We start from the raw sequence: 25,151 nt of genomic DNA, 5'->3' as shown, positions 1-25,151 counted from the left end.
GAATCACGACTCCCCGTTTTGAGGGCGGCTACTCACTCCTCGGCGAGCAGCCCGATCTCCGCCCAGATGGTCTTGCCGTCCGTGGTGTGCCTGCTGCCCCAGCGCTGGGTCAGCTGGGCGACCAGGAGCAGTCCGCGGCCGCCCTCGTCGAAGGTCTTGGCGCGGCGCAGATGCGGTGCCGTGTGGCTGGTGTCGGACACCTCGCAGATCAGCGTCGCCGCGTCGTGGATGAGGCGGAGCCGGATGGGGTGGGTGCCGTAGCGGATGGCGTTCGTGACCAGCTCGCTCACCACCAGCTCGGCGGTGAAGGAAGCCATGCTCAGGTCCCAGACCTCCAGTTGCTCCACGACCTGCTTGCGGATGGGCGCGACGAGCGCCGGGTCCGCCGGGATGTGCCAGGTCGCCACCCGGGAGGTGGGCAGGCCCTGGGTGCGGGCCAGCAGCAGGGCCACGTCGTCCGCGACGCCGCCGGGCGGGAGCAGGGCGTGCAGGACGCGGTCGCAGGTCTCGTTCAGCGACTCGGACGGGGAGGACAGCGCGTCGCACAGCAGCGCGTGGCTCGCGTCGACGTCGCGCTCGCGGGTCTCGATCAGGCCGTCGGTGTAGAGCGCCAGCACCGTGCCCTCTCGCAGTTCGATCTCGGCGGACTCGAACGGCAGCCCGCCAAGGCCCAGCGGCGGTCCGGCCGGCAGCTCGATCCCGTGCGGCTCGCCGCCGGGCGGGACCATGACGGGCGAGGGGTGCCCGGCCCGGGCCAGCGTGCAGCGCCGGGAGACCGGGTCGTACACGGCGTACAGACAGGTGGCGCCGACCTCGCCGGGCCCGGCCTCGGTGCCCGCCTCCTCGGACAGCCGCACCACCAGGTCGTCCAGGTGGGTGAGCAACTCGTCGGGCGCGAGGTCGATGTCGGCCAGGGTGCGCACCGCCGTACGCAGCCGGCCCATGGTGGCCGACGCCTGGATGCCGTGCCCGACGACGTCCCCGACGACCATCGCCACCCGCATCCCGGACAGCGGGATCACGTCGAACCAGTCGCCGCCCACCCCGGAGCGCGCCGCCGGCAGATAGCGGGACGCCGCTTCCACCGCGGCGGTGCGCGGCAGGGTCCGCGGGAGCAGGCTGCGCTGGAGGGCGAGGGCGGTCTCGCGTTCGCGCGAGTAACGGCGGGCGTTGTCGATGCAGACCGCCGCGCGGGCCGTGACCTCCTCGGCCAGCAGCGCGTCGTCGGGCGTGAACGGCTGGCGGTTCTTGAACCGGGTGAGCACGGCGACGCCGAGCGTGGTGCCGCGGGCCTGGATCGGAACGGACATCGTCGTGTGGATGCCGTACTCGCTGATCCGCTCCGAGCGGACCGGGTCCCAGGCGAGCCACTCCTCGAGGTCCCCCGTCGACATCGCGGCCACGATGGTGTGGCCGGCCAGCAGCGCGTCGGCCTGGGGCGACGGAGTCGGATACACGTCCAGATGGCCGGGCTTGACCACCGCCTCGGGGCTGCCCGGGTTGACGGAGCTGTGCGCGGCCCGGCGCAGACCGATCGGTGCGGACAGCCGGCCCGTGGGCGCCTCGCCGCCGTGCTCCGGCGGGTCCAGCAGATCGACGCTGACGAAGTCGGCCAGGGCGGGGACGCAGACGTCCGCCAGCTCCTGCGCGGTGCGGGCCACGTCGAGGGTGGTGCCGATGCGCACGCTGGCCTCGTTGACCAGCTGGAGCCGCTCCTGGGCCAGGTACTGGTCGGTGAAGTCGTGGGCTGCGACGGACACGCCGCGCACCCGCCCCTTGGCGTCGGTGATCGGAGCCATCCGGGCCAGCCAGGCATGGGTCCTGTCGCCGCCGACGGGGACGTACGTCCGTACGTCGGTGCCCCGGCCCGTGGTGAGGACGCGCAGGAGCCGCCGCTCGATGTCGTGGCTCTGCCGCCGGCCGGTCAGCTCGGTCGACCGCAGCCCGCGTACGTTCTCCTCGGAGAGGCTGAGGACCTCGGCCATGACGTTGTTGATTCTGCGCAGCCGGAGCCGGTCGTCGTAGATCGCGATGGCGCAGGGGGACGCGAGCAGCCCCACGTCCTCCAGCGGATCGCCGGGCGGACGCGGGTCGTCGCCCTCGATCGGCGTGACCACGAGCCAGTGCTCGGGGCCGTCCTCCTGTGGCCGTACGCGATGGGCGAGCAGCCACACGGCGACCGTGCCGCCGTCGCGATGGCGCAGTGTGACGACGCCGTCCCAGCGGTCGCCATCCGGGGTGAGGGTCCGGCGGTCGACCTCGCCGACCAACAGACTCGCGGCCGGGCGCCCCACGACCTCGTCCGCCGGGTGGCCGAGCAGCCGCTCCGCACCGGCGTTCCATTCCACGAGCAGACCGCTGTCGTCGATGACCGCCCGGGCCGTCGCGGCCTCGTCGAACGGATAATCCGGGCTCATGGTCGCCACTCCAACGCGCACACACACGGTGAACAAGCGTGCTCACTCGGGTTCCAGCCTAGTGCTTCGGCGCCATTCACGGAGCGAACCCGTGACCGCACTCTTGACTGCTCCGCGCACCACGGCGTCAGAATCTGTTTGTTCACGATCAATTCTGAGTGTTTCTGCGCCCTGAAGAGGGAGAGCCGCCATGACAGTCTCCAGAAGATCGTTACTGCTCGCCTCCACGGCCGCCCCGGCGGCCGGAGCACTGGCGGGCATCCCGACCGCACGGGCCGCGGAGGGCGCCGGTGCCGCGTCCGGCCGGCGCACCGTCCCGCTGCGTGACGGCTGGCGCTTCGCCCTGGTGAACCCGGGCGGCATCACCGACCCGACCGGCGACTTCGCCGAAGCGGCCGACCCCGCCCACGACGACTCGGGCTGGCGGGAGGTGGCGGTGCCGCACGACTGGAGCATCGAGCTCGCCCCGACCACCGAGCACGGCACCACCAGCGGCACCGGCTTCTTCCCCGGCGGCCTCGGCTGGTACCGCGTGGCCTTCACCCTGCCTGCCGCCCTCGCGGGCAAGCGGATATCGGTGGAGTTCGACGGCGTCTACATGGACGCGTACGTCTTCTGCAACGGCACGGAGGCCGGCCGCCACCCCTACGGCTACACCGGATTCGCCCTCGATCTCACCGACCTGCTGCACACCGACGGCGGCACCGAGAACGTCCTCGCGGTCAAGGTGCAGAACCGACTGCCCAGCAGCCGCTGGTACTCGGGCAGCGGCATCTACCGCGAAGCCCGCCTCGTCGTCACCGAGCCGGTGCACGTGGAGCGCTGGGGGACGTACGTCACCACACCGGAGTTCACCGAGGACCGCGGCCTCGTCCGGGTGCGGACGTCCGTGGTGAACGCCGCCGGTGTCGGCACCGATGTCGAGGTCGTCTCACGGATCGTCGATCCCCGGGGCCGTACCGTCGCCCGTACGTCCTCCACGGTCGCCGTCACCGACAGGGCGACCGAGACCCATGAACTCACCGTCCCCGCACCGAAGGTGTGGGACCTCGCCACCCCGCACCACCGCTACACCCTCGACACCGAGCTGCGCGTGGCCGGCCGGACGACCGACACCCACCGCACGGGCTTCGGTTTCCGCACCTTCCGTTTCGACCCGGACGAGGGTTTCCACCTCAACGGCGTCCACCACAAGATCAAAGGCGTCGACCTGCACCACGACCTCGGCGCCCTGGGCGCCGCCGTGAACGTCGACGCGATCCGGCGGCAGATGACCATCATGAAGTCGATGGGCGTCAACGCCTTCCGCACCTCCCACAACCCGCCCTCGCCGGAGATCGTCCAGGTCTGCGAGGAACTCGGCATCGTGATGCTGGTCGAGGCGTTCGACTGCTGGCGGACCGGCAAGACACGCTACGACTACGGCCGCTTCTTCGACGAGTGGGCCGAGCGGGACGCCACCGAGATGGTGCTGGCGGCCCGCAACTCGCCCGCCGTCCTCATGTGGTCCATCGGCAACGAGGTCCCCGACTCCACCTCCACCGCCGGGCTCGCCATGGCCGACCGGATCATCGACGCCATCCGGGCCGCCGACGACACCCGCCCCCTGGTCATCGGCTCCGACAAGTACCGCCGGCTGCCCGCCAAGGGTTCGGCGTCCGACCTGATGCTGGCCAGGCTGGACGGCCTCGGCCTGAACTACAACACCGCCAAGTCGGTGGACCAACTGCACGCCGCCTACCCGCACCTGTTCCTCTTCGAGTCCGAGTCGTCCTCCGAGACCTCCACGCGCGGCGCCTACCAGGAGCCCGAACGCCTCAACACCGGCGAGAACCACACGCCCGGCCGCAGGGCCACCTCGTCGTACGACAACAACCTCGCCTCCTGGACCATGAGCGGCGAGTACGGCCACAAGAAGGACCGCGACCGGAAGTGGTTCACCGGGCAGTTCCTGTGGTCGGGCATCGACTACATCGGCGAGCCCACGCCGTACGACGTCTTCCCGGTGAAGGCCTCCTTCTTCGGCGCGGTCGACACCGCCGGCTTCCCCAAGGACATGTACTACCTGTTCCAGAGCCAGTGGACCGGCGAACCCATGGTCCATCTGCTGCCGATGACCTGGAACCACCCGGAGGGCGACACGGTCGAGGTGTGGGCGTACTCCAACGTCGACACCGTCGAGCTGTTCCTCAACGGCAAGTCCCTGGGCACGCGCACCTTCGACACCAAGAAGACCGTCGACGGCCGGGTCTACCTGGAGACCACCGAGGCGACCGGCGACGACAAGACCTTCACCGACGGCCCCTTCCCCGGCAGCTACACCAGCCCCAACGCCAGCGCGGGCAAACTCCACCTCACCTGGAAGGTGCCGTACCGGCCGGGGGAGTTGAAGGCGGTGGCCCGCCGGGACGGGAAGGCGGTCGCCACCGACGTGCTGCGCACGGCCGGCCCGGCGAGGTCCGTGCGACTCACCGCCGACCGCGAATCCCTTGTCGCGGACGGCCGTTCGCTGCTCTTCGTGACCGCCGAGGTCGTCGACGCGCACGGTGTCGTGGTGCCCGACGCCGAGGACCTGATCTCCTTCGACGTGCGGGGCGGCTCGCTCGCCGGCCTCGACAACGGGCGCCAGGAGAGCGCCGAGCGCTACCAGGCCAGTACTCGTACGGCCTTCCACGGCAAGGCGCTGGCCATCGTCCGCTCCGGCACGAAGGCCGGCACCCTCAAGGTGACCGCACGGGCCGAGGGCCTGCGGGCGGGTTCCGCGACCGTGCGGACGACACCCGCGAAGTCGGCCGCCCTCACCCCGGCCGAGGCATTCGAACCCGACCACCCGACGCCCCCGAACCACCCCTACGCGGACGCCGGTTACTCCGGACGGCCGGACACCCTCCCGGCCGCGATGCTCGACGGTGACCCCGCCACCGGCTGGTCCAACGGCTTCACCAAGGCGGCCACGGCCCTGCTTCCCGCCTTCGACGGAGCCCGGCAGGAGGACTGGGTCTCGGTGGACTTCGGCCGGGCACGGAACCTGGACCGGGTGGAGGTCTCCTTCACGGTGGATTCGACGCACACGCTGCCGGCGTCGGTCGTGGCGGAGGTGTGGGACGGCCGCAGGTATGTGCCGGTGAGGAGCACGGCCGTGGATTGGGCAGCGACGTCGGACGCCCCGACGGTCGTCACCTTCGACCTGGTACGCGGCTCCCGGCTGCGACTCACCCTGACCAGCGCCCATCCGGGGGAGGCGCGAGGAGCGATGCGCATCAGCAGACTGGAGGCACCGGCCACCTGACGGACGCAGGGCTCACCCGCGTCCCTGAAGGGGCGCGGGGAACTGCGCGACCAGCCACGACGGCGCCGCACGAAAAGGCCGGCCGTCAGAACCGTTGACGCACTGTCATGTCGCCAACAACGATGGGCTGCACCCGCATCTGGGAGCGCTCCCATGACGAGCGCCCCGCACCTCCCCCGAGGAGCCCAGCTGTGAAACGCCGCAGAATCACCCTGCTGACCCTGTCGGCCCTGCTGGCCGCAGGCCTCACCGCAGTTCCGGCGGCTCCCGCCGGCGCCGAAGAGGTCGAGCAGCTCAAGAACGGGACGTTCGACAGCACCACCGACCCGTGGTGGGCCACCGGCAACGTCACCGCGGGGCTGTCCGACGGGCAGCTCTGCGCCGACGTGCCCGGCGGCACCGCCAACCCCTGGGACGCCGCCGTCGGCCAGAACGACATCACGCTGGTGAAGGGCGAGTCGTACCGCTTCTCCTTCACCGCGAACGGCTCGCCCGAGGGGCATACCGTGCGGGCGATCGTCGGACTGTCGGCGGCGCCGTACGACACCTACTTCGAGGTCACCCCGGAGCTGAGCGTCTCCGGGAACTCCTACTCGTACACCTTCACCTCACCCGTCGACACCCCGCAGGGCCAGGTCGCCTTCCAGGTCGGCGGCGGTGCGGACGCGTGGCGGTTCTGCATGGACGACGCCTCGCTGCTGGGCGGCGTCCCGCCCGAGGTGTACGAGCCCGACACCGGGCCGCGGGTACGGGTGAACCAGGTCGCCTATCTGCCCGCCGGGCCGAAGAACGCCACGCTGGTCACCGACGCCGGCGGCAAGCTGCCGTGGCAGCTGAAGAACGCCGCCGGGACCGTCGTCGCCCACGGCTGGACCGTGCCGCGCGGCACCGACGCCTCCTCCGCGCAGAACGTGCACTCCATCGACTTCGGCGCCTACCGCAAGCAGGGCAAGGACTTCACGCTCGTCGCCGACGGAGAGGCGAGCCGCCCCTTCGACATCGGGACGGCCGCGTACGAGCGCCTGCGCCTGGACGCCGTGAAGTACTACTACACCCAGCGCAGCGGCATCGCGATCCGCGACGACCTGCGCCCCGGCTACGCCCGTCCCGCCGGGCACGTGGACGTCGCACCCAACCGGGGCGACGGCGCGGTGCCCTGTCAGCCGGGCGTGTGCGACTACGCGCTCGACGTGACCGGCGGCTGGTACGACGCCGGCGACCACGGCAAGTACGTCGTCAACGGCGGCATCTCCGTGTGGGAGCTGCTGAGCACCTACGAGCGCGAACTGCTCGCCCGCACCGGCGAGTCGGAGCGGCTGGGCGACGGCACGCTCGCCATCCCGGAGAGCGGCAACAAAGTCCCCGACATCCTGGACGAGGTCCGCTGGGAGCTGGAGTTCCTGCTGAAGATGCAGGTCCCGGCAGGGCAGCCGCTGGCCGGCATGGCCCACCACAAGATCCACGACGAGCAGTGGACCGGCCTGCCGCTGCTGCCGAGCGACGACCCGCAGAAGCGTGAACTGCACCCGCCGTCCACCGCCGCGACCCTGAACCTCGCCGCGACGGCCGCGCAGGCGGCGCGCCTGTACAAGCCGTACGACAGGCAGTTCGCGGCGAAGGCGCTCGCCGCCGCCCGCAAGGCATGGTCGGCCGCGCTCGCGCACCCCGACCGGTACGCCTCCGAGAGCGACGGCATCGGCGGCGGCACCTACGCCGACAACAACGTCACCGACGAGTTCTACTGGGCCGCGGCCGAGCTGTACCTCAGCACGGGGGAAAGGGAGTTCGCGGACCACGTTCTGAACTCGCCCGTCCACACGACCGACGTCTTCGGCGCCCTGGGCTACGACTGGGCCAGGACGGCCGCCGCGGCCAGGCTGGACCTGGCGACCGTGCCGAGCAGGCTCCCCGGCAGGGACAAGGTGCGCCAGTCCGTGGTCAAGGGCGCCGACGGATACCTCGCGACGCTGAAGGCGCAGCCATATGGGATGGCGTACGCGCCCGACGGCAACCTCTACGACTGGGGCTCCAACCACCAGATCCTGCACAACGCCGTCGTCATCGCCACCGCGTACGACATCACGGGAGCCTCGAAGTACCGGGACGGCGCGGTGCAGAGCATGGACTACCTCTTCGGGCGCAACGCGCTGAACATCTCGTACGTGACCGGCTACGGCGAGGTCAACTCCCACAACCAGCACGCCCGTTGGTACGCCCACCAGCTCGACCCGAGCCAGCCGAACCCGCCGGCCGGCACGCTTGCGGGCGGCCCGAACTCGAGCATCCAGGACCCCTACGCACAGAGCAAACTCCAGGGCTGCGTGGGCCAGTTCTGCTACATCGACGACATCCAGTCCTGGTCGACGAACGAGCACACGATCAACTGGAACTCCGCCCTGACCCGCATGGCCTCCTTCGTCGCCGACCAGGGGTGAGGAAGGGGCCGTGACGGACGGGAGGCCCGCTGCCGGCCGGTGCGGCGGCGGGCCTCCCTGTGCCGGACGTCCGGGTCACGGAGTGACGTTCTTGACCGGCAGGTTCTTGCTCGCGCCGGCCAGGTAGTAGTCGGTCGGCGCCGAGAAGACCACGAACTCGTTGTCGTAGTCCCGGATCTTGGCGCGGACGGTGAAGTTGCCGCGCGCGTCGGTGGTCGTCCGGGCGTTGTAGGAGCTCTCGTAGTACGTCCGCAGGAACACCCGGGTGCCGGCGATCGGGCCGTGCCCGGCCGGCCAGGCGACCCGGCCCTTCACCACGAGGGTGTCGCCCTTGCGCACGGTGGTCTTGTTCACCCGGTAGGTGATGGCGCTGGTCACGGGCCGCACCTTGACCGTGGTGTCGGCGAACGCCATGTGGTTGTCGGTGGGGTCGGTGTCGTAGATCGCCCGGAACATCACCTGGTGGCGCGGGAAGAGGAAGGGGCTGGGCTGGTCCTCGACGCGGTCCGCGGGGACGTCCTGGAGGGTGAAGTTGCCCTCGGCGTCGGTGCGGACGGTGCCCACGTCGCGGGTCTCCCACTCGGTGGGGTCGATCGGGTCGCCCCACGGGTTCCAGGTGTCGAACAGCACCGACTCCTCGAGACGGACCGGTGCGTCGGCGACGGGAGTGCCGTCGGTGCGGGTCAGGGTGCCGGTCAGGTCGACCGTGCGGTGGGTGTAGTCGGTCGTGGCGGTGTCGCTCACGAGGGTCACCGCATAGTCGTCGCCGTCCGCCGCGTGGGCGGGCGGCACGGCGACGAGGGTGGCCAGGGCGGCGGCCAGGGCGAGAGCGGCGGCGGCGGTCGGCCGGGCGGCCGTTGAGTGCTGGTGCACGTGAACTCCGTTGGTCAGATGAGCCGTTGGGGTGCCCGGAACACCGGTGGTGTCGGTATCGGGTCTGACCGCGGGACCTCACCCGGGGTTGTAGGTGCCGTATCGCCGGTACGACCCCGGTACACGCCGTTCGACCGCCCTTCACCTCGGGTTGCCCCGCGGTTCGTGCCGCACGAGCTCGCCGGGCCGTTCATGTGCCGTGAGGGTGTGGAGCTGGGCCTGACTCAGCGGCTCGTGCACCTCGACGTACTCCCCGTGCGGGAGTCGCTTGATGACGCCGGTCTCCCGGCCGTGCAACACCCGTTCCCTGTCCTGGAGTTGCAGGCCCAGGCAGATCCGGCGGGTGACGACGAACACGGCCACCGGGACGACGAGGACGGCGATGCGGATCGCCCATGTCACCGTGTTGATCGACAGATGCAGCCGGGTCGCCACGATGTCGTTGCCGCCGCCCGCCAGCAGCACCAGATAGAGACTGATCCACGCGGCGCCGATCCCGGTGCGGACCGGCCGGTTGCGGGGGCGGTCCAGGAGGTGGTGCTCGCCCTTGTCGCCCGTCACCCGGGCCTCCACGAACGGATACACGCCGATGAGGACCAGCAGGAGCGGGAAGACCACGATCGGGATCAGCACACCCAGGACGAGCGTGTGGCCCCACAGGGTGATCTCCCAGCCCGGCATGATCCGGACCAGGCCCTCGGCGAAGCCCAGGTACCAGTCCGGCTGGGCACCGGTGGAGACCTGGTCCGCACGGTAGGGACCGTACGACCAGACCGGGTTGATGGACGCCACGGCCGCCATCAGGGCCAGAGCGCCGAAGACGAGGAAGAAGAAGCCGCCCGCCTTCGCCAGGTACACCGGCATGAACGGCGTGCCCACGACATTGCGTTCGGTGCGCCCGGGGCCCGCGAACTGCGTGTGCTTGTGGTAAACGACCAGGATGAGGTGGGCGACGACCAGCGCCGCCATGATGCCGGGGATCACCAGGATGTGCAGCGAGTAGAAGCGGGCCACGATGTCATGGCCCGGGTACTCGCCGCCGAACAGGAACATCGACAGATACGTCCCGACGACCGGGACGGACAGCAGCGCCCCGTTCACGAACCGCATGCCCGTCCCCGAGAGCAGGTCGTCCGGCAGCGAGTAGCCGAACAGGCCCTCGAACAGGGCGAGGAGCAGCAGGCTCCAGCCGAACACCCAGTTGACCTCGCGCGGCTTGCGGAACGACCCCGTGAAGAAGTGCCGCATCATGTGCGTGAGCATCCCGGCGATGAAGACCAGCGCCGCCCAGTGGTGCACCTGCCGCATCAGCAGCCCGCCGCGCACGTCGAAGCTGATGTCCAGCGTGGAGGCGTACGCCTCCGACATCCGGACGCCGTTCAGCGGCACGTAACTCCCGTGGTAGGTCACCTCGTTCATCGACGGATGGAAGAACAGGGTCAGGTACACGCCGGTCAGGATCAGTACGACGAAGCTGTACAGGCATATCTCGCCGAGCAGGAACGACCAGTGGTCCGGGAAGACCTTGCGCAGATACTTCCGGCCGAGCGTGTGGATGCCGAGTCGGCCGTCGAACCAGTCCGCGACCCGCTCGCCCCGCCCGGGCAGCTCTCGGGTGCTCATGCCTCCCCCCGCTTCACATGCGTGAGCTTCTCGGGGTTGCTCACCACGTAGACGCCCGACACCCGCTCGCCGTCCGGCGTGAGGTCCAGGATCAGGACGGCGTACGGCTCCTCGCCCTGGAACAGCACGGCCGCGTCGTCGCCGTTCACCCGCCGGTAGTGCAGGTCCAGGTGGGCGCCTCCCGCGCCGCCCCGGCGCGCGAACGAGTCCAGGAGCCGGACCGCCTTGTCCCGGCCGTGCACGGGACGCAGCCCCGCCCGCTTCCGCTTGCCGCCGCCGTCCGTCCACACCGTCACGTCGGGCGCGAGGATCTCCATCAGCTCGGCGATGTCGCCGCCGACCGCGGCCCGTACGAACCGCTCGGTCGCCTCCCGCCGCACCCGCGGATGCGCCTCGTACAACGGCCGCCGGGCGTGCACGTGCTCGCGCGCGCGATGCGCCAGTTGCCGTACGGCCGCCGGACTGCGCTCGATGATCTCCGCGATCTCGGTGTGCGGGTAGCCGAACACCTCGTGCAGCACGAACACCGCGCGCTCCAGCGGGGTCAGCGACTCCAGGACCACCAGCATCGCGAGCGAGACGGACTCGGTGCGCAGCGCCGGATCCTCGACGCCGGTCGCCTGGTCCTCCGCGACCAGCGGCTCGGGCAGCCACGGGCCGACGTACGTCTCGCGGCGGCGGCTGATCGCGGCCCGCCGCGTCAGGGCGTGGTTGACGGCGACCCGCACCAGATAGGCCCGCGGGTTCTCGACCCCGTCGAGCGGGGCGCCGCCGCCCCGTGCCGTCCACGACAGCCAGGTCTCCTGAAGGACGTCCTCGGTGTCGGCGACACTGCCGAGCATGTTGTAGACGACGCCGAACATCAGCTCACGATGCCGGACGAATACGGCGGTCGCGTCGTCGGTGACGGTTGCGGGGTTGTCGGACATGCGTGGGGCCTCCCGGTGCGTGCTCACCACTGCGAGTGGTGGCGGGGGCCGGAATGTGACATCTCACGGCCGAATGTGACCCAGGTCTCGGCCAGATCGCCCGGCAGCTCTGCGCCCGGTCGGCCTGATCGGCTGCTCCGGTACCGGCGTACATCACACTTGACCTGCTGGTATTTACGCGTAAGTACCCGAGCGGTACCGTGAGGAGCATGCCAGCTCTCAACGTGGAGTTCAGCGACCGCGAGCTAGAGGACCTGCGGCAGATCGCCAAGGAACGCGGTACGTCGATGAAGGCGCTCGTGCGGGAGGCCGCCGCGGCGGACATAGCCCGGCACCGGGCCCTACAGGAAGGTGCCGAGGCGTTCCGCCGGTTCTTCTCGTCGCACGCCGACGAGTTCGCGGCCGCCTTCCCCGACGACGAACCGCCCGCCAAGGGCGAGGGACGAGCCGCCTGACCGATGGCACCCGTCATCCACATCGACGTGCCCTGGCTGCTCCAGCGGCACGAAGAGGTCCTGCCCGACCAGCCCACGATCAACGACTTCTCGGCGTTGGTCGCCGCCGTCGCCCGCCATCGCGTGGATCCGCCCCGACTGGGCATCGACTCCGACCCGGCCTGGCGGGCCGCCGCGCTGCTGCACACCCTCGCCCTGCTCAAGCCGCTGCCCTCGGCCAACGCCCGCTTCGCCTGCTCGGCCGCGGTGGCCTACATGTTCGTCAGCGGTGTCGGCATCGACCCGCCCTACGGCGCCCTCGTCGACCTCGCCCGTGATCTGATCTCCGGCAAGGTGGACGTGTACGGAGCGGCCGACCGGCTGCGCTCCTGGCAGATCTAGGGGTCGCCCGAGGGTTCCCGGCGACGCCGGCCCTGCGATCCCCGTTCCTTCCGCTCCGGGGCCGCCGTCCGGGGGCGGAAGGAACGGGGTCGGCGGCCCATGGCGCGCGGGGAGAGCCTCCTGAATCTGCGCCGGGCCTTCCGAGAGGGCCGATCCCAGTGGACTACGCCGGCGCGTGTGCCGGGGAGCGTGCGTGGTGCTCCGGCGTGTGCGTCGGTTTCACACGGGGTGCATGGAATGCCTAAAGGTGGCGCCGGTGCGGCGAGTTGCCGCCGTATCTGACTTTCTTTCAATGGGGCTGATGTTGCCCAAGTGCCTTGTTGGTCATCAGTGCGCTGTGCAAGGGTGAAGTACCCGTGGGGGGTGGAAAAGGCCGTAGCTCATTCGTTCCGCGGGGGAACCGGTGCGGATGGGCGTCGGTGAATTCGTGCTCCCCGCGCACGCGTCGAAGAGGTACACACCAAGTCACCGCTCCTTTTCGGCGATCAGAACTTCTGTGTCTTGCGCGTGGGAAGGAATCCGTTCAGTGCCCACCCCCCACCCCCCTCGTCCTCCTTACCCCCCGCCCGGCGGGGTTCCCGAGGAATCCGACGAAGGCCTCGCCGCCAGACTTCGGGGCCGGCCGGACGGTGAGGCCGGCCCGTCCGTCGCGCTGCTGATGGCACGCCACTGGCAGCCGGCCCGCGAATACGCGGTGATCTGTCTCGCTTCCCCGGCCGATGTCGTGGATTTGGTCACCGCGGCCGCATTCCATCAGGTCCTCGACCGTCTGGCGCTCGGCGAACCGGCCGTCGCACTGCGGCCCAGGCTCCTCGTCGCCGTCCGGGAGACCGTCCGGCACTGGTCGTCCGACGACCGAATAGCGGGCGTTCTGCCGGAGTTGGGGAAACCCGCGGGCGGTCGCGGTATGCGTGCCGCGAAGTCCATGACGCCCGAAAATCGGAGGCTTGCCGATCGGTCATTCCAGGCGCTTCCGGGACTTGCCCGATGTCTCCTCTGGCACACCGAGGTGGAAGCCGAGCCGCTAAGCGTCCCCGCCGGACTGCTGGGCATGGACACCGTTACCGCCGCGGCGGCGCTCGAACAGGCGCGTGATAAATTCCGTGAAGGTTGTGTACATGCCCATCGGGAACTCGCGCCCACGAAGGATTGCCGGTTCTACAACCGTCTCCTCGACGTCCCGATTCGCCGTGGCGGGGCCCTGCTGCCGGATGTGCAGCAGCATCTGACGGAGTGCCGTTACTGCCGCAACGCCGCCGAACAACTGAGTCATTTCGAGGGCGCGTTGGGCGGGCTCATCGCCGAGTCGGTGCTCGGCTGGGGCGCACGCCGCTATCTGGACACCCGGCCGGGCCGCAACAAGGACGCCGCGGCCCGGGCGCGCGGCTCGGCCCGGCACGGCGCGGGGCGCCGGCGGCTGCTGTCGCGGATCCCGGCGCAGCTGCGCCGGCCGCCCGGCGGACCGCGCTCCTCACGGACGCTGCTGACGGGGGTGGGCCTGGCTTCGGCCGGCCTGATAGCGATCATGCTCGCCGCCGGCCTTCTCTCGGACGACGACGGCGTCGACCCGGCCGCCTCGGCCACCGGCGGCGGCACTGCGACCGGGCTCCCCCCGGCCGTGTCCACGGCACCTCCCGGCACCGCCCAACTCCCCAACGCGCCCCGGCAGACCAGGCTGCGCAACGCCGAGTCCGAGCTGTGCCTCGACATCCGGGGCGCGGCCGAAGCCTGGGCCGGCACGGAACTGGCCAAGTGCTCGGACGACGACACCCAGCAGTGGTCGTACGAGAAGGACGGCCTGCTGCGCAGCGTGGCGGAGCCCGATCTGTGCCTGGACTCGCACGCGGACGCCGGTGTGGTGATCCTCGGCAAGTGCGTCGACGAGGACTCGGAACGCGCCGACGACGTGCGCTACGACCTCACCGTCCAGGGCGAGTTGCTGCCCCGCTGGGACGAGCAGCTCGCCCTGGCGGCCACGACGGCCGACGCGGGCGCCGACATCGTCGTCAAGGTCCGCGACGGCTCCGAGGGCCAGCGCTGGTTCACGGACCCGGCGACTTCGCCGAGCCCGGGGTCGCTGTCCGGCGCGGAGGTGGAGACGCCGGGGGCGCGGGCGGTGCGGCTGGGGGAGGAGGACGCGTAGTCCGAGCAGCTACGGCAGCGCGGGCCAGGGGCGCGGGGAACTGCGCGACCGGCCACGACGGCGCCGCGGACGACCGACAACCCGATGCGGCGCCCCCCCCGGCGGAGCGCTCAGTTCACGACGTCCCGAGGCGTCCCGCCCGCCAGGAAGTCCGCCACGTTCTGTACGGCGGCCAGGGCGATACGGACCAGGGTCTCGCGGGTGACGCCGCCGACGTGCGGTGACAGCACCACGTTCGGCGCGCGGAGCAGACGCAGGGCCGGGGTGGGCGGTTCGGGGTCGAAGACGTCGATGCCCGCCCCGGCCAGGGCGCCCTTCTCCAGTGCGTCGGCGAGGGCGTCCTGGTCGATCAGGGCGCCGCGCGCGGTGTTGATGACGAACGCCGTCGGCTTCAGCAGCGCCAGCTGCTCGGCGTCGAGCAGATGCCGGGTCTCGTCGGTGAGCGGGGTGTGCAGGGAGACGTAGTCGGCGGTGCTCAGGAGTTCGTCGAGCGGGACGTGGCGGGCCGGGCCGAACGCGGCCTCCGTCTCCGGCGGCAGCCGGCGGCGTCCCGCGTAGACGACGCTCATGTCGAACGCGACCGCCCGCCGGGCGACTTCCCGCCCGATCTGGCCCAGGCCCACGATGCCGAGCGTCTTGCCGCACAGCTCCGTCAGCGAGTTCTGCAGGCGGGGGAGTGCCCAGTCGGCGTCGACGAGCGCGGTGTGCGCGGGGATCAGCTGCTTGGCGAGCGCGAGCATCAGGGCGAAGGTCTGCTCGGCGACGTTCTGCGCCTCGGCGCCGCTGGAGCCGATGTTGCACACCCGTACCGAGCGCTCGCCTGCCGCGTCGACGTCGACGTAGTCGAAGCCGTGGCTCGCGCACTGCACGAGCCGCAACTCCGGTGCGGCGGCGAGGTGTTCGGCGCTCACCGGCGAGAGCGCGGTGATGACGACGTGCGCGGAGCGCAGGGCGGCCGGGTCCTCGTCGGCCGCCTCCACGACGGTGACGTTCGCGTCCGCGGGGAACAGCGTGGCGAGGCCGGCGCCGATGCCGCGGCCGCCCACGTGGGGCGAGATGACGGCGAGGACGTTCTGCCGGGCGGTCATGCGGTTTCCTCGATGAGGTCGGCGGGGCCGGGCGTGGCGGGGCCGGAGTGCCCGGACAGGGCGAGGGTGAGGTCGAGTTCGGCGAGCAGGCAGCGGATGACGTGCTCGACGCCCGCCTGTCCGTCGAGGCCCAGCCCGTAGGCGTAAGGCCGTCCGACGAGGACTGCCTTCGCGCCGAGGGCGAGTGCCTTGAAGATGTCGTCGCCGGTGCGGATGCCGCTGTCGAACAGCACCGTCAGCCGGTCGCCGACGGCCTCCACGACGCGGGGCAGGGCGGCGGCCGCGCCGATGGAGCCGGCGACCTGGCGGCCGCCGTGGTTGGAGACGACGACGCCGTCCATCCCGGCGTCGGCGGCGGCGCGGGCGTCGTCCGGGTGCAGGATGCCCTTCAGCACGATCGGGCCGTCCCAGTGCTCCCGCAGGAACGCCAGGTCCGGCCAGGTCTTCGCGGGGTCGGAGAACATGCCGACGAAGTGCATGACGGCCGCGTTCGGATCCTCGTGCACCGGCTTGGCGAGCCCCGCCTGGAAGGCCGGGTCGGAGAAGTAGTTGGCGGTGCCCACGCCGTGCAGGAACGGCAGGTACGCCTGGTCGAGGTCGCGGGGTCGCCAGGCCAGCATGGGGGTGTCCAGCGTGACGACGAGCGTGCTGAACCCGGCGGCCTTCGCCCGGTTCAGGAAACTCCGGGCCACCTCCGGGTCCTTCGGCCAGTACAGCTGGAACCAGCGCTCGGCGTCGCCCATGGCCTCCGCGACCTGCTCCATGGGCGTGCTGGACGCGGAGGACAGGGTGAACGGCACGCCCTGCGCGGCGGCGGCCCGGGCGGCCGCGCACTCCGCGTCCGGGTGCATGATCGACAGCACGCCGATCGGCGCCAGGGCCAGCGGGGCGGGCAGGGCGCGGCCCAGCACCTCGACGGACAGGTCGCGTTCGTGCACGTCGCGCAGCATGCGGGGCACGATCCGGTGGCGTCGCAGCGCCGCCCGGTTGGCGCGGGCGGTGCTGCCGTCACCCGCGCTGCCCGCGACATAGCCGACGGGACCTGGACCGAGCCGCTGCTCGGTGAGCTCCTCCAGCCGCGTCAGATCGGTGGGCAGCCGGGGTACCGCTCCCGACATCCCGTTCAGATAGATCTCGTACTGGAAGTCCGCCCAGTGCTTGCCCATGCGTACGCCCCGCCTCTCGTCACTGAGAACGCGCTGTACGCAGACCATACCGACCGGTAGGGGTGCGAGTGGATCAGGGGGCGGTCACCGACAGGTGCAGGCTGCGGGCCAGGTCGTGCGGCTGGGAGAACATCGGCCAGTGGCCGGTGTCCATGTACACCAGGGTCCAGTGGTCGCTCTTGAGGAGGTCCGCCGCGGCACCCCACGGCTCCTCGCCGTCGAGCAGGCATTTGACGTAGGTGCCCGGGACCTCGCTCAACGGGCGGGGCATGACCGCCGGTCCGGTGAGCGTGGCGCCCGGGTGCGGGGTCGCGCCGTCGACGATGCGGGCGGTCTGCTCGTCCGTCAGGCCCTGGCCCGCGAACTCGTCGGTCGTGAGCGGCGGCCAGAAGCCGTCGTTCTTCGCGATCGCCGCCCGTACCTCGTCGCTGGGCCAGCCCGACAGGAACGACTCCCCGTCCACGGGGACGTTCGCGTCCACCAGCACCACACGACTCAGCCGGTCACCGATCCGCACGGCCGCCTGCCCGGCCGGGACGCCCGAGTAGCTGTGCCCGACCAGGACGACGTCCCGCAGATCGAGGCGTTCGACCTCGGCGACGATGTCCTCGACATGGGTCTGCTGCCCGGGCGCCGGCTCGCCCTGTCTCTCGGCGAGGCCGCTGAGCGTCAGCGGATGGACGCCGTGGCCGCCCGCGCGCAGTTCGGCGGCCACCTCGTCCCATGCCCACGCCCCGAGCCACGCCCCCGCCACCAGCACGAAATCGGTCATGCCCGCAACGTAGCCGACGGCACTGACAACGCCCCGGGCCCGCTGATCGGCGGCACCGGCACCTCGGCGGTCCGGGCCAGCCGTGGGCCGTCGGGTCCGTAGACCGCCCGGGGTTCGGGGAACAGCCGCAGCAGGGCCAGGAACAGCACTGCGGCCACGGCCAGCGACAACGGCAGGCTGATGTCCACCCCGCCGGCCAGATCGCCGAGCGGGCCGACGAACTGTCCGGGGATGTTGGTGAACAACACGCCGATCACCGCGGCCACCCACCAGGCCGTCATGCCCCGCCAGTTCCAGCCGTGCGCGAACCAGTAGCGGCCGCCGCGCTGACGCCGGTTGAAGACCTGGAGGGCCTCGGGGTCGTACCAGCCGCGCCGGGTCCAGTAGCCGAGCATCATCACGACCATCCACGGTGTGGTGCAGGTGATGATCATGGTGGCGAAGGTCGAGATCGACTGCACCAGGTCGAGCGCGAACCGTCCGACGAAGATGAACGCGATCGACAGCGCGCCGACCAGCAGCGTGGCCTGCACGCGCGTGAGCCGCGGGAAGACCGAGGAGAAGTCGAGGCCGGTCCCGTACAGCGCGGTCGTGCCCGTCGCCATGCCGCCGATCAGGGCCAGCAGACACACCGGCAGGAAGTACCAGCCCGGCGAGATCGCCAGCAGCCCGCCTACGAAGTCGGGGGCGGCCGGATCGACGTACTCGGGGACCTTGGTGGCGATGATGCTCGCGGTCGCCAGGCCGAACACGAACGGCAGCAGCGTCGCGATCTGCGACAGGAACGCGGCGCCGATCACCCGGCGGCGCGGGGTGCTCGCCGGGATGTAGCGGGACCAGTCGCCGAGAAAGGCCCCGAACGAGACGGGGTTGGACAGCACGATCAGCGCGGCACCGATGAACGACGGCCAGAACAGCGACTGGGTCGCCGCGTCCGCGGAGTCGGTGAACACGCCCGTGTAGGAGGGGTCGAAGTCACCGGCGAAGGCGACGGCGCCGATCAGGAACAGCAGGCTCGCCGAAGGTACGGCGATCTTGTTGACGAACAGCATGAAGCGGAAGCCGTATACGCACACCGCGAGGACCAGGCCGGCGAAGAGCGCGTACGCGACGACGTACGACAGGTTGCCGCGGTCCAGGCCGAACAGCCGGTGCGCGCCGCCGACGAGGGCGTCGCCGGAGCTCCACACCGAGATCGAGAAGAACGCGACCGCGGTGAGGAGGGACAGGAACGAGCCGACGACGCGGCCGTGCACGCCGAGGTGCGCGGAGGAGGAGACGGCGTTGTTGGTGCCGTTGACCGGACCGAACACGGCCATGGGGCACAGGATCAGCGCGCCCGCGACGACTCCGAGGAGCGTGGCGGCGAGGCCCTGCCAGAAGGAGAGGCCGAACAGGATCGGGAAGGCGCCGAGGACGCAGGTGGAGAAGGTGTTCGCGCCGCCGAAGGCGAGCCGGAAGAGGTCCAGCGGGCTCGCGGTGCGCTCGGCGTCGGGGATGCGGTCGACGCCGTGGGACTCGACCTCCGTCAAGGAGGGAGCGGGGGCGGGGAGTTCGGGCTCAGGGGACACGGGGGCTCCAGCGGGGGCGGGGCGGTGGAGCGCGTTGTGGCGCGGCGTGGGTGACGGCCGGTGCCTGCCGCTGGGGTGTGCGGGCAGCGCGGATGCCGTCCTCTCGGGGATCAGCAGACGGTACGGCCGTGCCGAAGACCCGCACCAGAGGACGGTTCATCCATCTTCGTCGCCGGGACTGGACGTTTCCTCCATCACTCGGTGTCCGGGTGGGTGTCCTCCGGTTCGGCGTCAGGTCCCTGTGCCCGCACCCGGTGGACGTTCTCCAGGGACTCGCGCAGTTCGCTCAGCCAGTCGTCGGTGTGCCGCTGGACCAGCCGTACGCACCAGGCGAGGGCCTCGCTGCGGCTGCGGGCGACCCCGCCGGCGATCAGCGTGTCCAGGACCTGTCGCTCGGGCTGCCGCAGCCGGGTCATCACGGGCGCGGCGACATGGGTGAACAGGGCGCGTTCCGTGCCGCACTCCACGCCCCAGGACACCTTCCTGCGGAACTTGTGCTCGGCCTCGCGGGCCACCTCGATCCGGGACTCCCGGGTGCGCTCCCGGAACTCCTGGATCCGGCCCTCCACGGCAGCCGCCCGCTCGGTGGCCGAGACGTCCTCGGCCAGCCGGGGTGCGGGAATGCGGCCGATCACCGTGATCTCCTCGCGGTCGACCGTCACCTCGGTCAGCTCCTCGAAGAGGTCGTCGGGCAGACGGCCGGCGAACCAGCCGCGCAGCTTCTCTGTCTGTTCGCTGGTAATCATGTAATCAGCATTACTCGCTCATCGGGCGCACACAAGGGCATGGCGGACGTGTCCGCCGAGGGCTCAACCGGAATGTTTCAGGCCTATTAATCAGTGTGCGAGATCCGGCCACTTGGCCACTTGGAACGATCAAGAGGCGCCAAGTTTCGGCGTTGGAACGTTCGAACTCCGTTACTTCACGCCACTGATTCAATACGCAAGGTTACCGAAACCGGTGGTGTCGATGTGAGTTTCGGAGCCGGACTCGGCAGACTCCCGCTCGTCGTCCGGCACCGATCGCGCCGGATCCGACACACCCTCGACTCAAGCGGAAGGATGCACACAATGCGGAACACCGCGCGCTGGGCAGCGACCCTCGCTCTCACGGCCACCGCCGTATGCGGACCCCTCACCGGATCCGCCCTGGCCGCCCCCGACGCCGCCCCCGCCTCTCTCTACGCCCCCTCGGCCCTGGTGCTCACCATGGGCTACGGCGACAGCGCCGCCATGTCCTCCCCGGCACGTGCGGTCACCCTGAGCTGCGCCCCGACGGCCACGGGCACGCACCCCGCGGCCGGCTCGGCCTGTGCCGAACTGCGTGGAGTGAACGGGAACTTCGAGGCCTTGAGAGCCAGAGAGGGCGCACTGTGCACCAAGCAGTACGACCCCGTGGTGGTCACGGTCGTCGGGGTCTGGCAGGGCCAGCGCGTCTCCTATGAGCGCACCTTCGCGAACGAGTGCGTGAAGAGCTCCTACGGGGCCAGCCTCTTCGCGTTCTAGGGACCGGGATCGCACGGTCCCCGTGCAGTTCGGCGCAGGCTCGCGGATGGGGAGTGCGAGCTGCGCCGAGGAGGCCCCTGCGATCTCGTATCGGGGGTCGGCCGGGCGGAGTGGGGCCGCCCGGTCGGCACCTCGTGGTGACGCACCGTCACACATCCTTCCCGGGGATCCCGGGGAGGAGGGGGAAACGGCCCACCAGGCCCGCGCCGTGCAGCAGCCGCCGTATCCGCGGCGCCTCCGAGACGACGCGCAGGCGGCCGCCGTGGTCCCTGGCCCGCCGCTCGGCCCGGCACAGCGCGCGCAGCCCCGAGCAGTCGAAGAAGGCCACCCGCCGCAGATCGACCAGTACGTCCGCCTCCGGTTCGCCGGCCGCGGCGTTCAGGTGCTCGGCGAGCAGCGCCTCCGACGCCAGATCGATCTCGCCTGTCACCTCGACGACCGTGAACGGACCGCAGCTGCGGGTGCGGGCATACGGATTCGCCGGGGGCGGCGCGGAACCGGTGGGGTCCATGGCCGGATCCTCGGTCGGATAGCGGGCGCGGTCGTCGGCGTCCGGCGTCATGTCCGCTCCACCTCGGCAGGGGCGCATTTGATCCGGGTTGTTACCCGTGGGCGGGGTTGAGCATCCCTGCCACGCCCTGCGCAAGATCTAGTTCACTCGACCAGGTGAATTTCGCCCGTGAGCCATTGACTCCTGCTGGGAGTCCGCCTCGGCGCACGTCCGTCTCGTCCTTGTATGCCTTGACAGGCATATAACCGTCGAGGCATATTGGACTCATGTCCGACGACGCCTCCCTCTGGAGCGCCCTCGCCGATCCGCACCGACGGGCCATCGTCGCGCTGCTCCTGGAGCGGCCGCGGTCCGTCGGGGAGATCGTGGAGGAGTGCGGGCTCAGCCAGCCGAGCACCTCCAAGCATCTGAAGGTGCTGCGCGAGGCCGGCCTGGTGCGGGTGCGACAGGACGCGCAACGCCGTGTCTACGCCCTCGACCCCGCGCCGATCGCCGCGCTCGACGCCTGGCTCGCTCCGTACCGAACGCTGTGGAACCGCAGCCTGGACGCCCTGGGCCGCCGTCTCGACGAGACGGCGCGAACAGCGCCGGAGGACACCTCGTACGACCCCGAGGGACCCACCACGAAGGACTGATCCACATGACCGCCGACCTCACCGGCACGTATCTCACCCTCGACGACGGCCGCCCCGCCATCCGCTTCAGCCGCACCTACGACCATCCCGTCGAGCGCGTCTGGCGGTTCGTGACCGAAGTCGACGAACTGGCCCACTGGTTCCCGTCCCGCGCCGAGATCGAGCTGCGTCCCGGCGGCACGATCAAGTTCGGCGGCGACCCGAACATGGAGGACTCCACGGGCCGCGTCATCGCCGTCGAAGAGCCCCGCCACCTGTCCTTCGAGTGGGGCGGCGACGAACTGCACTTCGACCTGGAGGCCTTGGACGAGGGCCGCACCCGCTTCACCCTCACCAACGTCCTCGACGCCGAGAACACCGCCGCCCGCAACGGCGCCGGCTGGGAGGTCTGCCTCGCCGCACTCGACGCGCACGCGCGCGGGGAGCGCCGCGAGGAGCCGCACGCCGGGGCCGAGGCCCCCTGGAAGGGGGTCTACGACAGCTACGTGGCCGCCGGATTCCCCTCCGGCGCCCCCGTCCCCGGCGTCGACGCGTGAGGGCTCAGGCCATCTGACGCCGCACCAGCTCGTGCAGCCGCCCGCCCGTGTCCGAGAGGAGCTGAGCGGGCGGCCCCTGCTGGGCCACCTTCCCGTCCTCCATCACGATGACGCGGTCGGCGTCCAGCACCGTCGACAGGCGGTGCGCGATGACGATGCGGGTGGCGTTCAGCGCCCGCGTGGACTCGATGACCGTGCGCTGCGTCTCGTTGTCGAGGGCGCTGGTCGCCTCGTCGAAGAAGAGGATGCGCGGCCGGCGGATCAGCGCCTGGGCGATCATCAGACGCTGGCGCTGCCCACCGGAGATCGCGCCGCTGCCCGACACGATGGTGTGCAGCCCCATCGGCATCCGCTTGATGTCCTCGGCGAGGCCCGCCATCTCGGCCGCCGCCATCGCCTCCTCCGGCGTGTACGGCTCGGTGCCGCAGATGACGTCCAGGATCGACCCGGTGAACGGCTGCGCGTGCTGGAGCACGACCCCGCACTGGCGGCGCACGGCCGACTGGTCGAGCGCCGCCAGGTCCTGCCCGTCGTACAGCACACTGCCCGAAACCGGCTTGTCGAAGCCGATCAGGAGCCTCAGCAGCGTCGACTTGCCGCAGCCGCTGGGCCCGACGATCGCCACGAACTCACCCGGCCGGATGTCGAAGGAGACGTCGTCCAGGACGAGGGGACCGTCGTCGGAGTACCGGAAGGACAGGCGGCGCGCCTCGATCGAGCCTGTCAGCGGGCCCGGCCGGGTGCTCGCCGTACGCACCTCGGGCGTGGCCTCGAGGACCGGCTTGATCTCCTCGAACAGCGGCAGCGCGGCCACCGCCGAGACGAACGCGCCCGTCAGCTGGGTGACGGAGGTCAGCAGCATCGTCACCGAGGTGTTGAAGGTGAGGAACGCCGCCGCCGACATCGTCCCGCGGGCCGGCCCGGCCAGCAGCATGAACATCAGCAGGGTGCACAGCGGCAGATACACCGCGCCCATCACCGTGGTGAGGTTCTTGATCCGCCCCACCCTCTGCTGGAGCTCACGGCTGTGCGCGAACTGCGACGCCCACGCCGCGTACGCGTAGTTCTCGGCCGCCGCGACCCGCAGCTTCGGCAGTCCGCGCAGGGTCTGGAACGCCTGATTGTTGAGCTTGTTGTTGAGCACCACCAGCCGCCGCTGCCAGCGCACCTGCCACAGCCCCAGCCCAAGGAACACCGCGGCGATGACGACGAGCATGCCGATCGCCGCCAGCGCCATCGGCACGCTGTACCAGAACAGCAGCGTCAGGTTCATCGCGCCCACCGTCACCGACGAGGCCACGACCGGCCCGACTCCGGCCATCAGCCGGCGGATCGCGCTGATGCCCATGGCCTGGCTGGCCAGCTCACCGGTCGAGCGCTGGGTGAAGAACTTCGTGGGCAGCCGCAGCAGCCGGTCCCACAGGGCCGGTTGCAGCGTCGCCTCGATCCGGCCCTCCAGCCGCAGGATCGTCAGGTTCTGGAGCAGCATGAACGCCGCCGCCACCACACTGCTGATCATCACGGCCAGACAGAACTGCACGATCAGCCCGGTCTGCGCCTTCGGCACGAACTCACCGAGCACCTTGCCGGTCGCGATCGGCACCAGCGCACCGATCCCGACGGTCACCAGACCGCCGGCGATCAGATTGGTGAGGTCGCCGCCGGTGCCCTGCATGCTGAACCGCAGCAGCCGCAGCGGGCTCAACACGCGGTCCGGCAGCGGCCGGTAGAACATCACCGCGCGCGGCTCGAACTCCTCCGCGTTCGCCTTCTCGATCGGCGTCTCCCGGCCCGTCGCCGGATGCACGGCGACATAGCCGCCGCGCCGCCACAGCAGCGCGACCGGCGCACCGGACAGCGCCCGGTGGCCGACGAGCGGTCCGACGTTGTCCCGCCACCACCGACCGTCCAGGCGTACGGCCCTGGTGCGCACCCGCGAGGCGATGGCCACGCGCTCCACCGGGTCGAGCCGGTCGCTCTCGGTGCCGCTCTGCGCGGGCTCGGACAGGGTGATCCCGGCTGCCTCGGCGACCAGCTTGCAGGCGGCGTAGCTGGCGTCCGCGTCGGCCGCCGTCGTCCGCTTGTCGCCGCGCTTGCCGATGGACGCCAGCAGCGTACGGTCAGCCTGCGCGCGCACCGCCTCGCCGGCCTTGATGCCCTCGGCGGTGCGGTTCTCATGGGTGCGTTCCAGCTGCTCGATCCAGCGGTCGAGCGTGGTCAGCAGGCGGTACTGCTGGTCGACCATGGACTGCCAGACCGCCGGATCCATCAGCAGATCGGCCGCCGCCTCCGCGCCGTACAGCGAGCCGTACTGCACGCTGCCGGGCGGCACCTGCATCCAGAAGACGTCGTCGTCGGTGACCTCGGCCGCCCGCTCGGTGGCCATCGGCGCCTGGAAGAGGATGGTCAGGCTGCGGCCGACGCCCAGCGCGAGGGCGTACTCCAGGGGGCTGGTCTGCGGCGGGACGTACTGCGGGTTGCCGTACTCGTCGTAGGACCAGGTCTGGGTGTTCGCGGGCTGGTACAGCTCGCGCAGCCCGATGCGGTGCACGACGCAGTCCCTGAGCGGGCGGGCGACCAGGGTGTGCTGCGGTCCCGGCACCGGGCCGAGCAGCAGCGAGCCCGCCTCCAGGCGGCCCAGATGATGCCAGTGGCCCTGCTGCCCGGCGTCCACCGCGAACAGGTCCACCGCACCGGACGCGACCAGCCACAGCACCTGCGGGCCTTCGAGGTCGATCCGGTTGAAACCGGCGCAGTCGATGCGCGTGCCCATCTGACCGAGCGCGTCGAGGACGAGGTCACCCTCGTGGACGGAGGTCATC

General features: G+C 70.9%; 19 protein-coding genes. 8 read left to right on the top strand and 11 right to left on the bottom strand.

Going from position 1 to position 25,151, the window contains the following annotated elements:
- Positions 1 to 32: 32 nt before the first annotated feature.
- A complete protein-coding gene (locus CP983_RS03070; RefSeq protein WP_150498426.1) occupies positions 33 to 2,417 on the bottom strand; it encodes a SpoIIE family protein phosphatase in 2,385 nt (794 codons plus the stop codon).
- Positions 2,418 to 2,607: 190 nt separating this feature from the next.
- On the opposite strand from CP983_RS03070, the gene CP983_RS03065 reads away from it, so the two are divergent.
- Positions 2,608 to 5,706 carry a glycoside hydrolase family 2 TIM barrel-domain containing protein gene (locus CP983_RS03065; RefSeq protein WP_150498425.1) on the top strand — a complete coding sequence of 1,033 codons (3,099 nt, stop codon included), beginning with the start codon at positions 2,608 to 2,610 and terminating at the stop codon, positions 5,704 to 5,706.
- A 191-nt stretch (positions 5,707 to 5,897) separates the two neighbouring features.
- Entirely contained in the window at positions 5,898 to 8,141 is a 2,244-nt protein-coding gene (locus CP983_RS03060; RefSeq protein ID WP_150498424.1) for a glycoside hydrolase family 9 protein, read from the top strand.
- Positions 8,142 to 8,216: 75 nt separating this feature from the next.
- Here the strand turns inward: CP983_RS03060 and CP983_RS03055 are convergent, their stop codons facing one another.
- The 3 genes from CP983_RS03055 to sigJ all read right to left on the bottom strand — a co-directional run bounded on the left by CP983_RS03055 (position 8,217) and on the right by sigJ (position 11,566).
- Positions 8,217 to 9,014, bottom strand: a complete 798-nt coding sequence (locus CP983_RS03055) for a peptidase associated/transthyretin-like domain-containing protein (RefSeq protein ID WP_150498423.1) — start codon at positions 9,012 to 9,014, stop codon at positions 8,217 to 8,219.
- A gap of 141 nt (positions 9,015 to 9,155) precedes the next feature.
- The gene (qcrB, locus tag CP983_RS03050; RefSeq protein WP_125528457.1) at positions 9,156 to 10,637 is read right to left on the bottom strand and encodes a cytochrome bc1 complex cytochrome b subunit; all 1,482 of its coding nucleotides are present in this window, start codon (positions 10,635 to 10,637) and stop codon (positions 9,156 to 9,158) included.
- A complete protein-coding gene (sigJ, locus tag CP983_RS03045; protein WP_150498422.1) occupies positions 10,634 to 11,566 on the bottom strand; it encodes an RNA polymerase sigma factor SigJ in 933 nt (310 codons plus the stop codon). Before sigJ ends, qcrB begins: the two co-directional genes overlap by 4 nt.
- 209 nt (positions 11,567 to 11,775) lie before the next feature.
- Between sigJ and CP983_RS03040 the strand changes: the two genes are divergently transcribed.
- The 3 genes from CP983_RS03040 (at position 11,776) to CP983_RS03030 (ending at position 14,545) form a co-directional block, all read left to right on the top strand.
- The gene (locus CP983_RS03040) at positions 11,776 to 12,021 is read left to right on the top strand and encodes a hypothetical protein (protein WP_015655829.1); all 246 of its coding nucleotides are present in this window, start codon (positions 11,776 to 11,778) and stop codon (positions 12,019 to 12,021) included.
- Between the two features lie 3 nt (positions 12,022 to 12,024).
- Positions 12,025 to 12,402, top strand: coding sequence for a hypothetical protein (locus CP983_RS03035; RefSeq protein WP_030950043.1), 378 nt, complete (start codon positions 12,025 to 12,027; stop codon positions 12,400 to 12,402).
- 526 nt (positions 12,403 to 12,928) lie between these two features.
- On the top strand, positions 12,929 to 14,545 hold the full coding sequence (locus CP983_RS03030; protein WP_150498421.1) for an RICIN domain-containing protein: 1,617 nt from the start codon (positions 12,929 to 12,931) through the stop codon (positions 14,543 to 14,545).
- A 110-nt stretch (positions 14,546 to 14,655) separates the two neighbouring features.
- Here CP983_RS03030 and CP983_RS03025 read toward each other — a convergent pair whose 3' ends face one another.
- The 5 genes from CP983_RS03025 to CP983_RS03005 form a co-directional block, all read right to left on the bottom strand.
- Positions 14,656 to 15,633 (bottom strand): 2-hydroxyacid dehydrogenase, encoded by a 978-nt coding sequence (locus CP983_RS03025; RefSeq protein WP_150498420.1) that lies wholly within the window; start codon positions 15,631 to 15,633, stop codon positions 14,656 to 14,658.
- A complete protein-coding gene (locus CP983_RS03020; RefSeq protein WP_150498419.1) occupies positions 15,630 to 16,799 on the bottom strand; it encodes a lactate 2-monooxygenase in 1,170 nt (389 codons plus the stop codon). The genes CP983_RS03025 and CP983_RS03020 overlap by 4 nt, the downstream gene beginning before the upstream one ends.
- A gap of 73 nt (positions 16,800 to 16,872) precedes the next feature.
- Positions 16,873 to 17,571, bottom strand: coding sequence for an alpha/beta fold hydrolase (locus CP983_RS03015; RefSeq protein ID WP_150498418.1), 699 nt, complete (start codon positions 17,569 to 17,571; stop codon positions 16,873 to 16,875).
- Entirely contained in the window at positions 17,568 to 19,142 is a 1,575-nt protein-coding gene (locus tag CP983_RS03010; RefSeq protein ID WP_150498417.1) for a purine-cytosine permease family protein, read from the bottom strand. The genes CP983_RS03015 and CP983_RS03010 overlap by 4 nt, the downstream gene beginning before the upstream one ends.
- A gap of 194 nt (positions 19,143 to 19,336) precedes the next feature.
- Entirely contained in the window at positions 19,337 to 19,888 is a 552-nt protein-coding gene (locus tag CP983_RS03005; protein ID WP_150498416.1) for a hypothetical protein, read from the bottom strand.
- Positions 19,889 to 20,212: 324 nt separating this feature from the next.
- On the opposite strand from CP983_RS03005, the gene CP983_RS03000 reads away from it, so the two are divergent.
- A complete protein-coding gene (locus tag CP983_RS03000; protein WP_107910194.1) occupies positions 20,213 to 20,647 on the top strand; it encodes a protease inhibitor in 435 nt (144 codons plus the stop codon).
- Between the two features lie 148 nt (positions 20,648 to 20,795).
- On the opposite strand, the gene CP983_RS02995 is transcribed toward CP983_RS03000, so the two are convergent.
- On the bottom strand, positions 20,796 to 21,209 hold the full coding sequence (locus CP983_RS02995; protein ID WP_150498415.1) for an STAS domain-containing protein: 414 nt from the start codon (positions 21,207 to 21,209) through the stop codon (positions 20,796 to 20,798).
- Between the two features lie 215 nt (positions 21,210 to 21,424).
- Between CP983_RS02995 and CP983_RS02990 the strand changes: the two genes are divergently transcribed.
- Together CP983_RS02990 and CP983_RS02985 are read left to right on the top strand one after the other, a co-directional pair.
- Positions 21,425 to 21,793: an ArsR/SmtB family transcription factor gene (locus CP983_RS02990; protein WP_150498414.1), complete on the top strand. Its 369-nt coding sequence runs from the start codon at positions 21,425 to 21,427 to the stop codon at positions 21,791 to 21,793.
- Between the two features lie 5 nt (positions 21,794 to 21,798).
- Positions 21,799 to 22,329 carry an SRPBCC family protein gene (locus CP983_RS02985; RefSeq protein ID WP_150498413.1) on the top strand — a complete coding sequence of 177 codons (531 nt, stop codon included), beginning with the start codon at positions 21,799 to 21,801 and terminating at the stop codon, positions 22,327 to 22,329.
- Between the two features lie 4 nt (positions 22,330 to 22,333).
- On the opposite strand, the gene CP983_RS02980 is transcribed toward CP983_RS02985, so the two are convergent.
- Positions 22,334 to 25,150, bottom strand: a complete 2,817-nt coding sequence (locus CP983_RS02980) for an NHLP bacteriocin export ABC transporter permease/ATPase subunit (RefSeq protein WP_125528334.1) — start codon at positions 25,148 to 25,150, stop codon at positions 22,334 to 22,336.
- Between the last annotated feature and the right edge of the window lies 1 nt (position 25,151).

It is taken from the genome of Streptomyces chartreusis, from assembly GCF_008704715.1.
Taxonomy (GTDB): domain Bacteria; phylum Actinomycetota; class Actinomycetes; order Streptomycetales; family Streptomycetaceae; genus Streptomyces; species Streptomyces chartreusis.
This window is presented reverse-complemented; position numbering and strand designations above follow the sequence as displayed.

Excerpts from the sequence above, each read along its gene's own strand:
- CP983_RS02995 (WP_150498415.1), bottom strand. The coding sequence starts at position 21,209 with ATGACGCCGGACGCCGACGACCGCGCCCGCTATCCGACCGAGGATCCG.
- qcrB (WP_125528457.1), bottom strand. The coding sequence starts at position 10,637 with ATGAGCACCCGAGAGCTGCCCGGGCGGGGCGAGCGGGTCGCGGACTGG.
- CP983_RS03040 (WP_015655829.1), top strand. The coding sequence starts at position 11,776 with ATGCCAGCTCTCAACGTGGAGTTCAGCGACCGCGAGCTAGAGGACCTG.
- sigJ (WP_150498422.1), bottom strand. The coding sequence starts at position 11,566 with ATGTCCGACAACCCCGCAACCGTCACCGACGACGCGACCGCCGTATTC.
- CP983_RS02985 (WP_150498413.1), top strand. The coding sequence starts at position 21,799 with ATGACCGCCGACCTCACCGGCACGTATCTCACCCTCGACGACGGCCGC.
- CP983_RS03015 (WP_150498418.1), bottom strand. The coding sequence starts at position 17,571 with ATGACCGATTTCGTGCTGGTGGCGGGGGCGTGGCTCGGGGCGTGGGCA.
- CP983_RS03065 (WP_150498425.1), top strand. The coding sequence starts at position 2,608 with ATGACAGTCTCCAGAAGATCGTTACTGCTCGCCTCCACGGCCGCCCCG.
- CP983_RS03000 (WP_107910194.1), top strand. The coding sequence starts at position 20,213 with ATGCGGAACACCGCGCGCTGGGCAGCGACCCTCGCTCTCACGGCCACC.
- CP983_RS03005 (WP_150498416.1), bottom strand. The coding sequence starts at position 19,888 with ATGATTACCAGCGAACAGACAGAGAAGCTGCGCGGCTGGTTCGCCGGC.
- CP983_RS03070 (WP_150498426.1), bottom strand. The coding sequence starts at position 2,417 with ATGAGCCCGGATTATCCGTTCGACGAGGCCGCGACGGCCCGGGCGGTC.
- CP983_RS02980 (WP_125528334.1), bottom strand. The coding sequence starts at position 25,150 with ATGACCTCCGTCCACGAGGGTGACCTCGTCCTCGACGCGCTCGGTCAG.
- CP983_RS03025 (WP_150498420.1), bottom strand. The coding sequence starts at position 15,633 with ATGACCGCCCGGCAGAACGTCCTCGCCGTCATCTCGCCCCACGTGGGC.
- CP983_RS03035 (WP_030950043.1), top strand. The coding sequence starts at position 12,025 with ATGGCACCCGTCATCCACATCGACGTGCCCTGGCTGCTCCAGCGGCAC.
- CP983_RS02990 (WP_150498414.1), top strand. The coding sequence starts at position 21,425 with ATGTCCGACGACGCCTCCCTCTGGAGCGCCCTCGCCGATCCGCACCGA.
- CP983_RS03020 (WP_150498419.1), bottom strand. The coding sequence starts at position 16,799 with ATGGGCAAGCACTGGGCGGACTTCCAGTACGAGATCTATCTGAACGGG.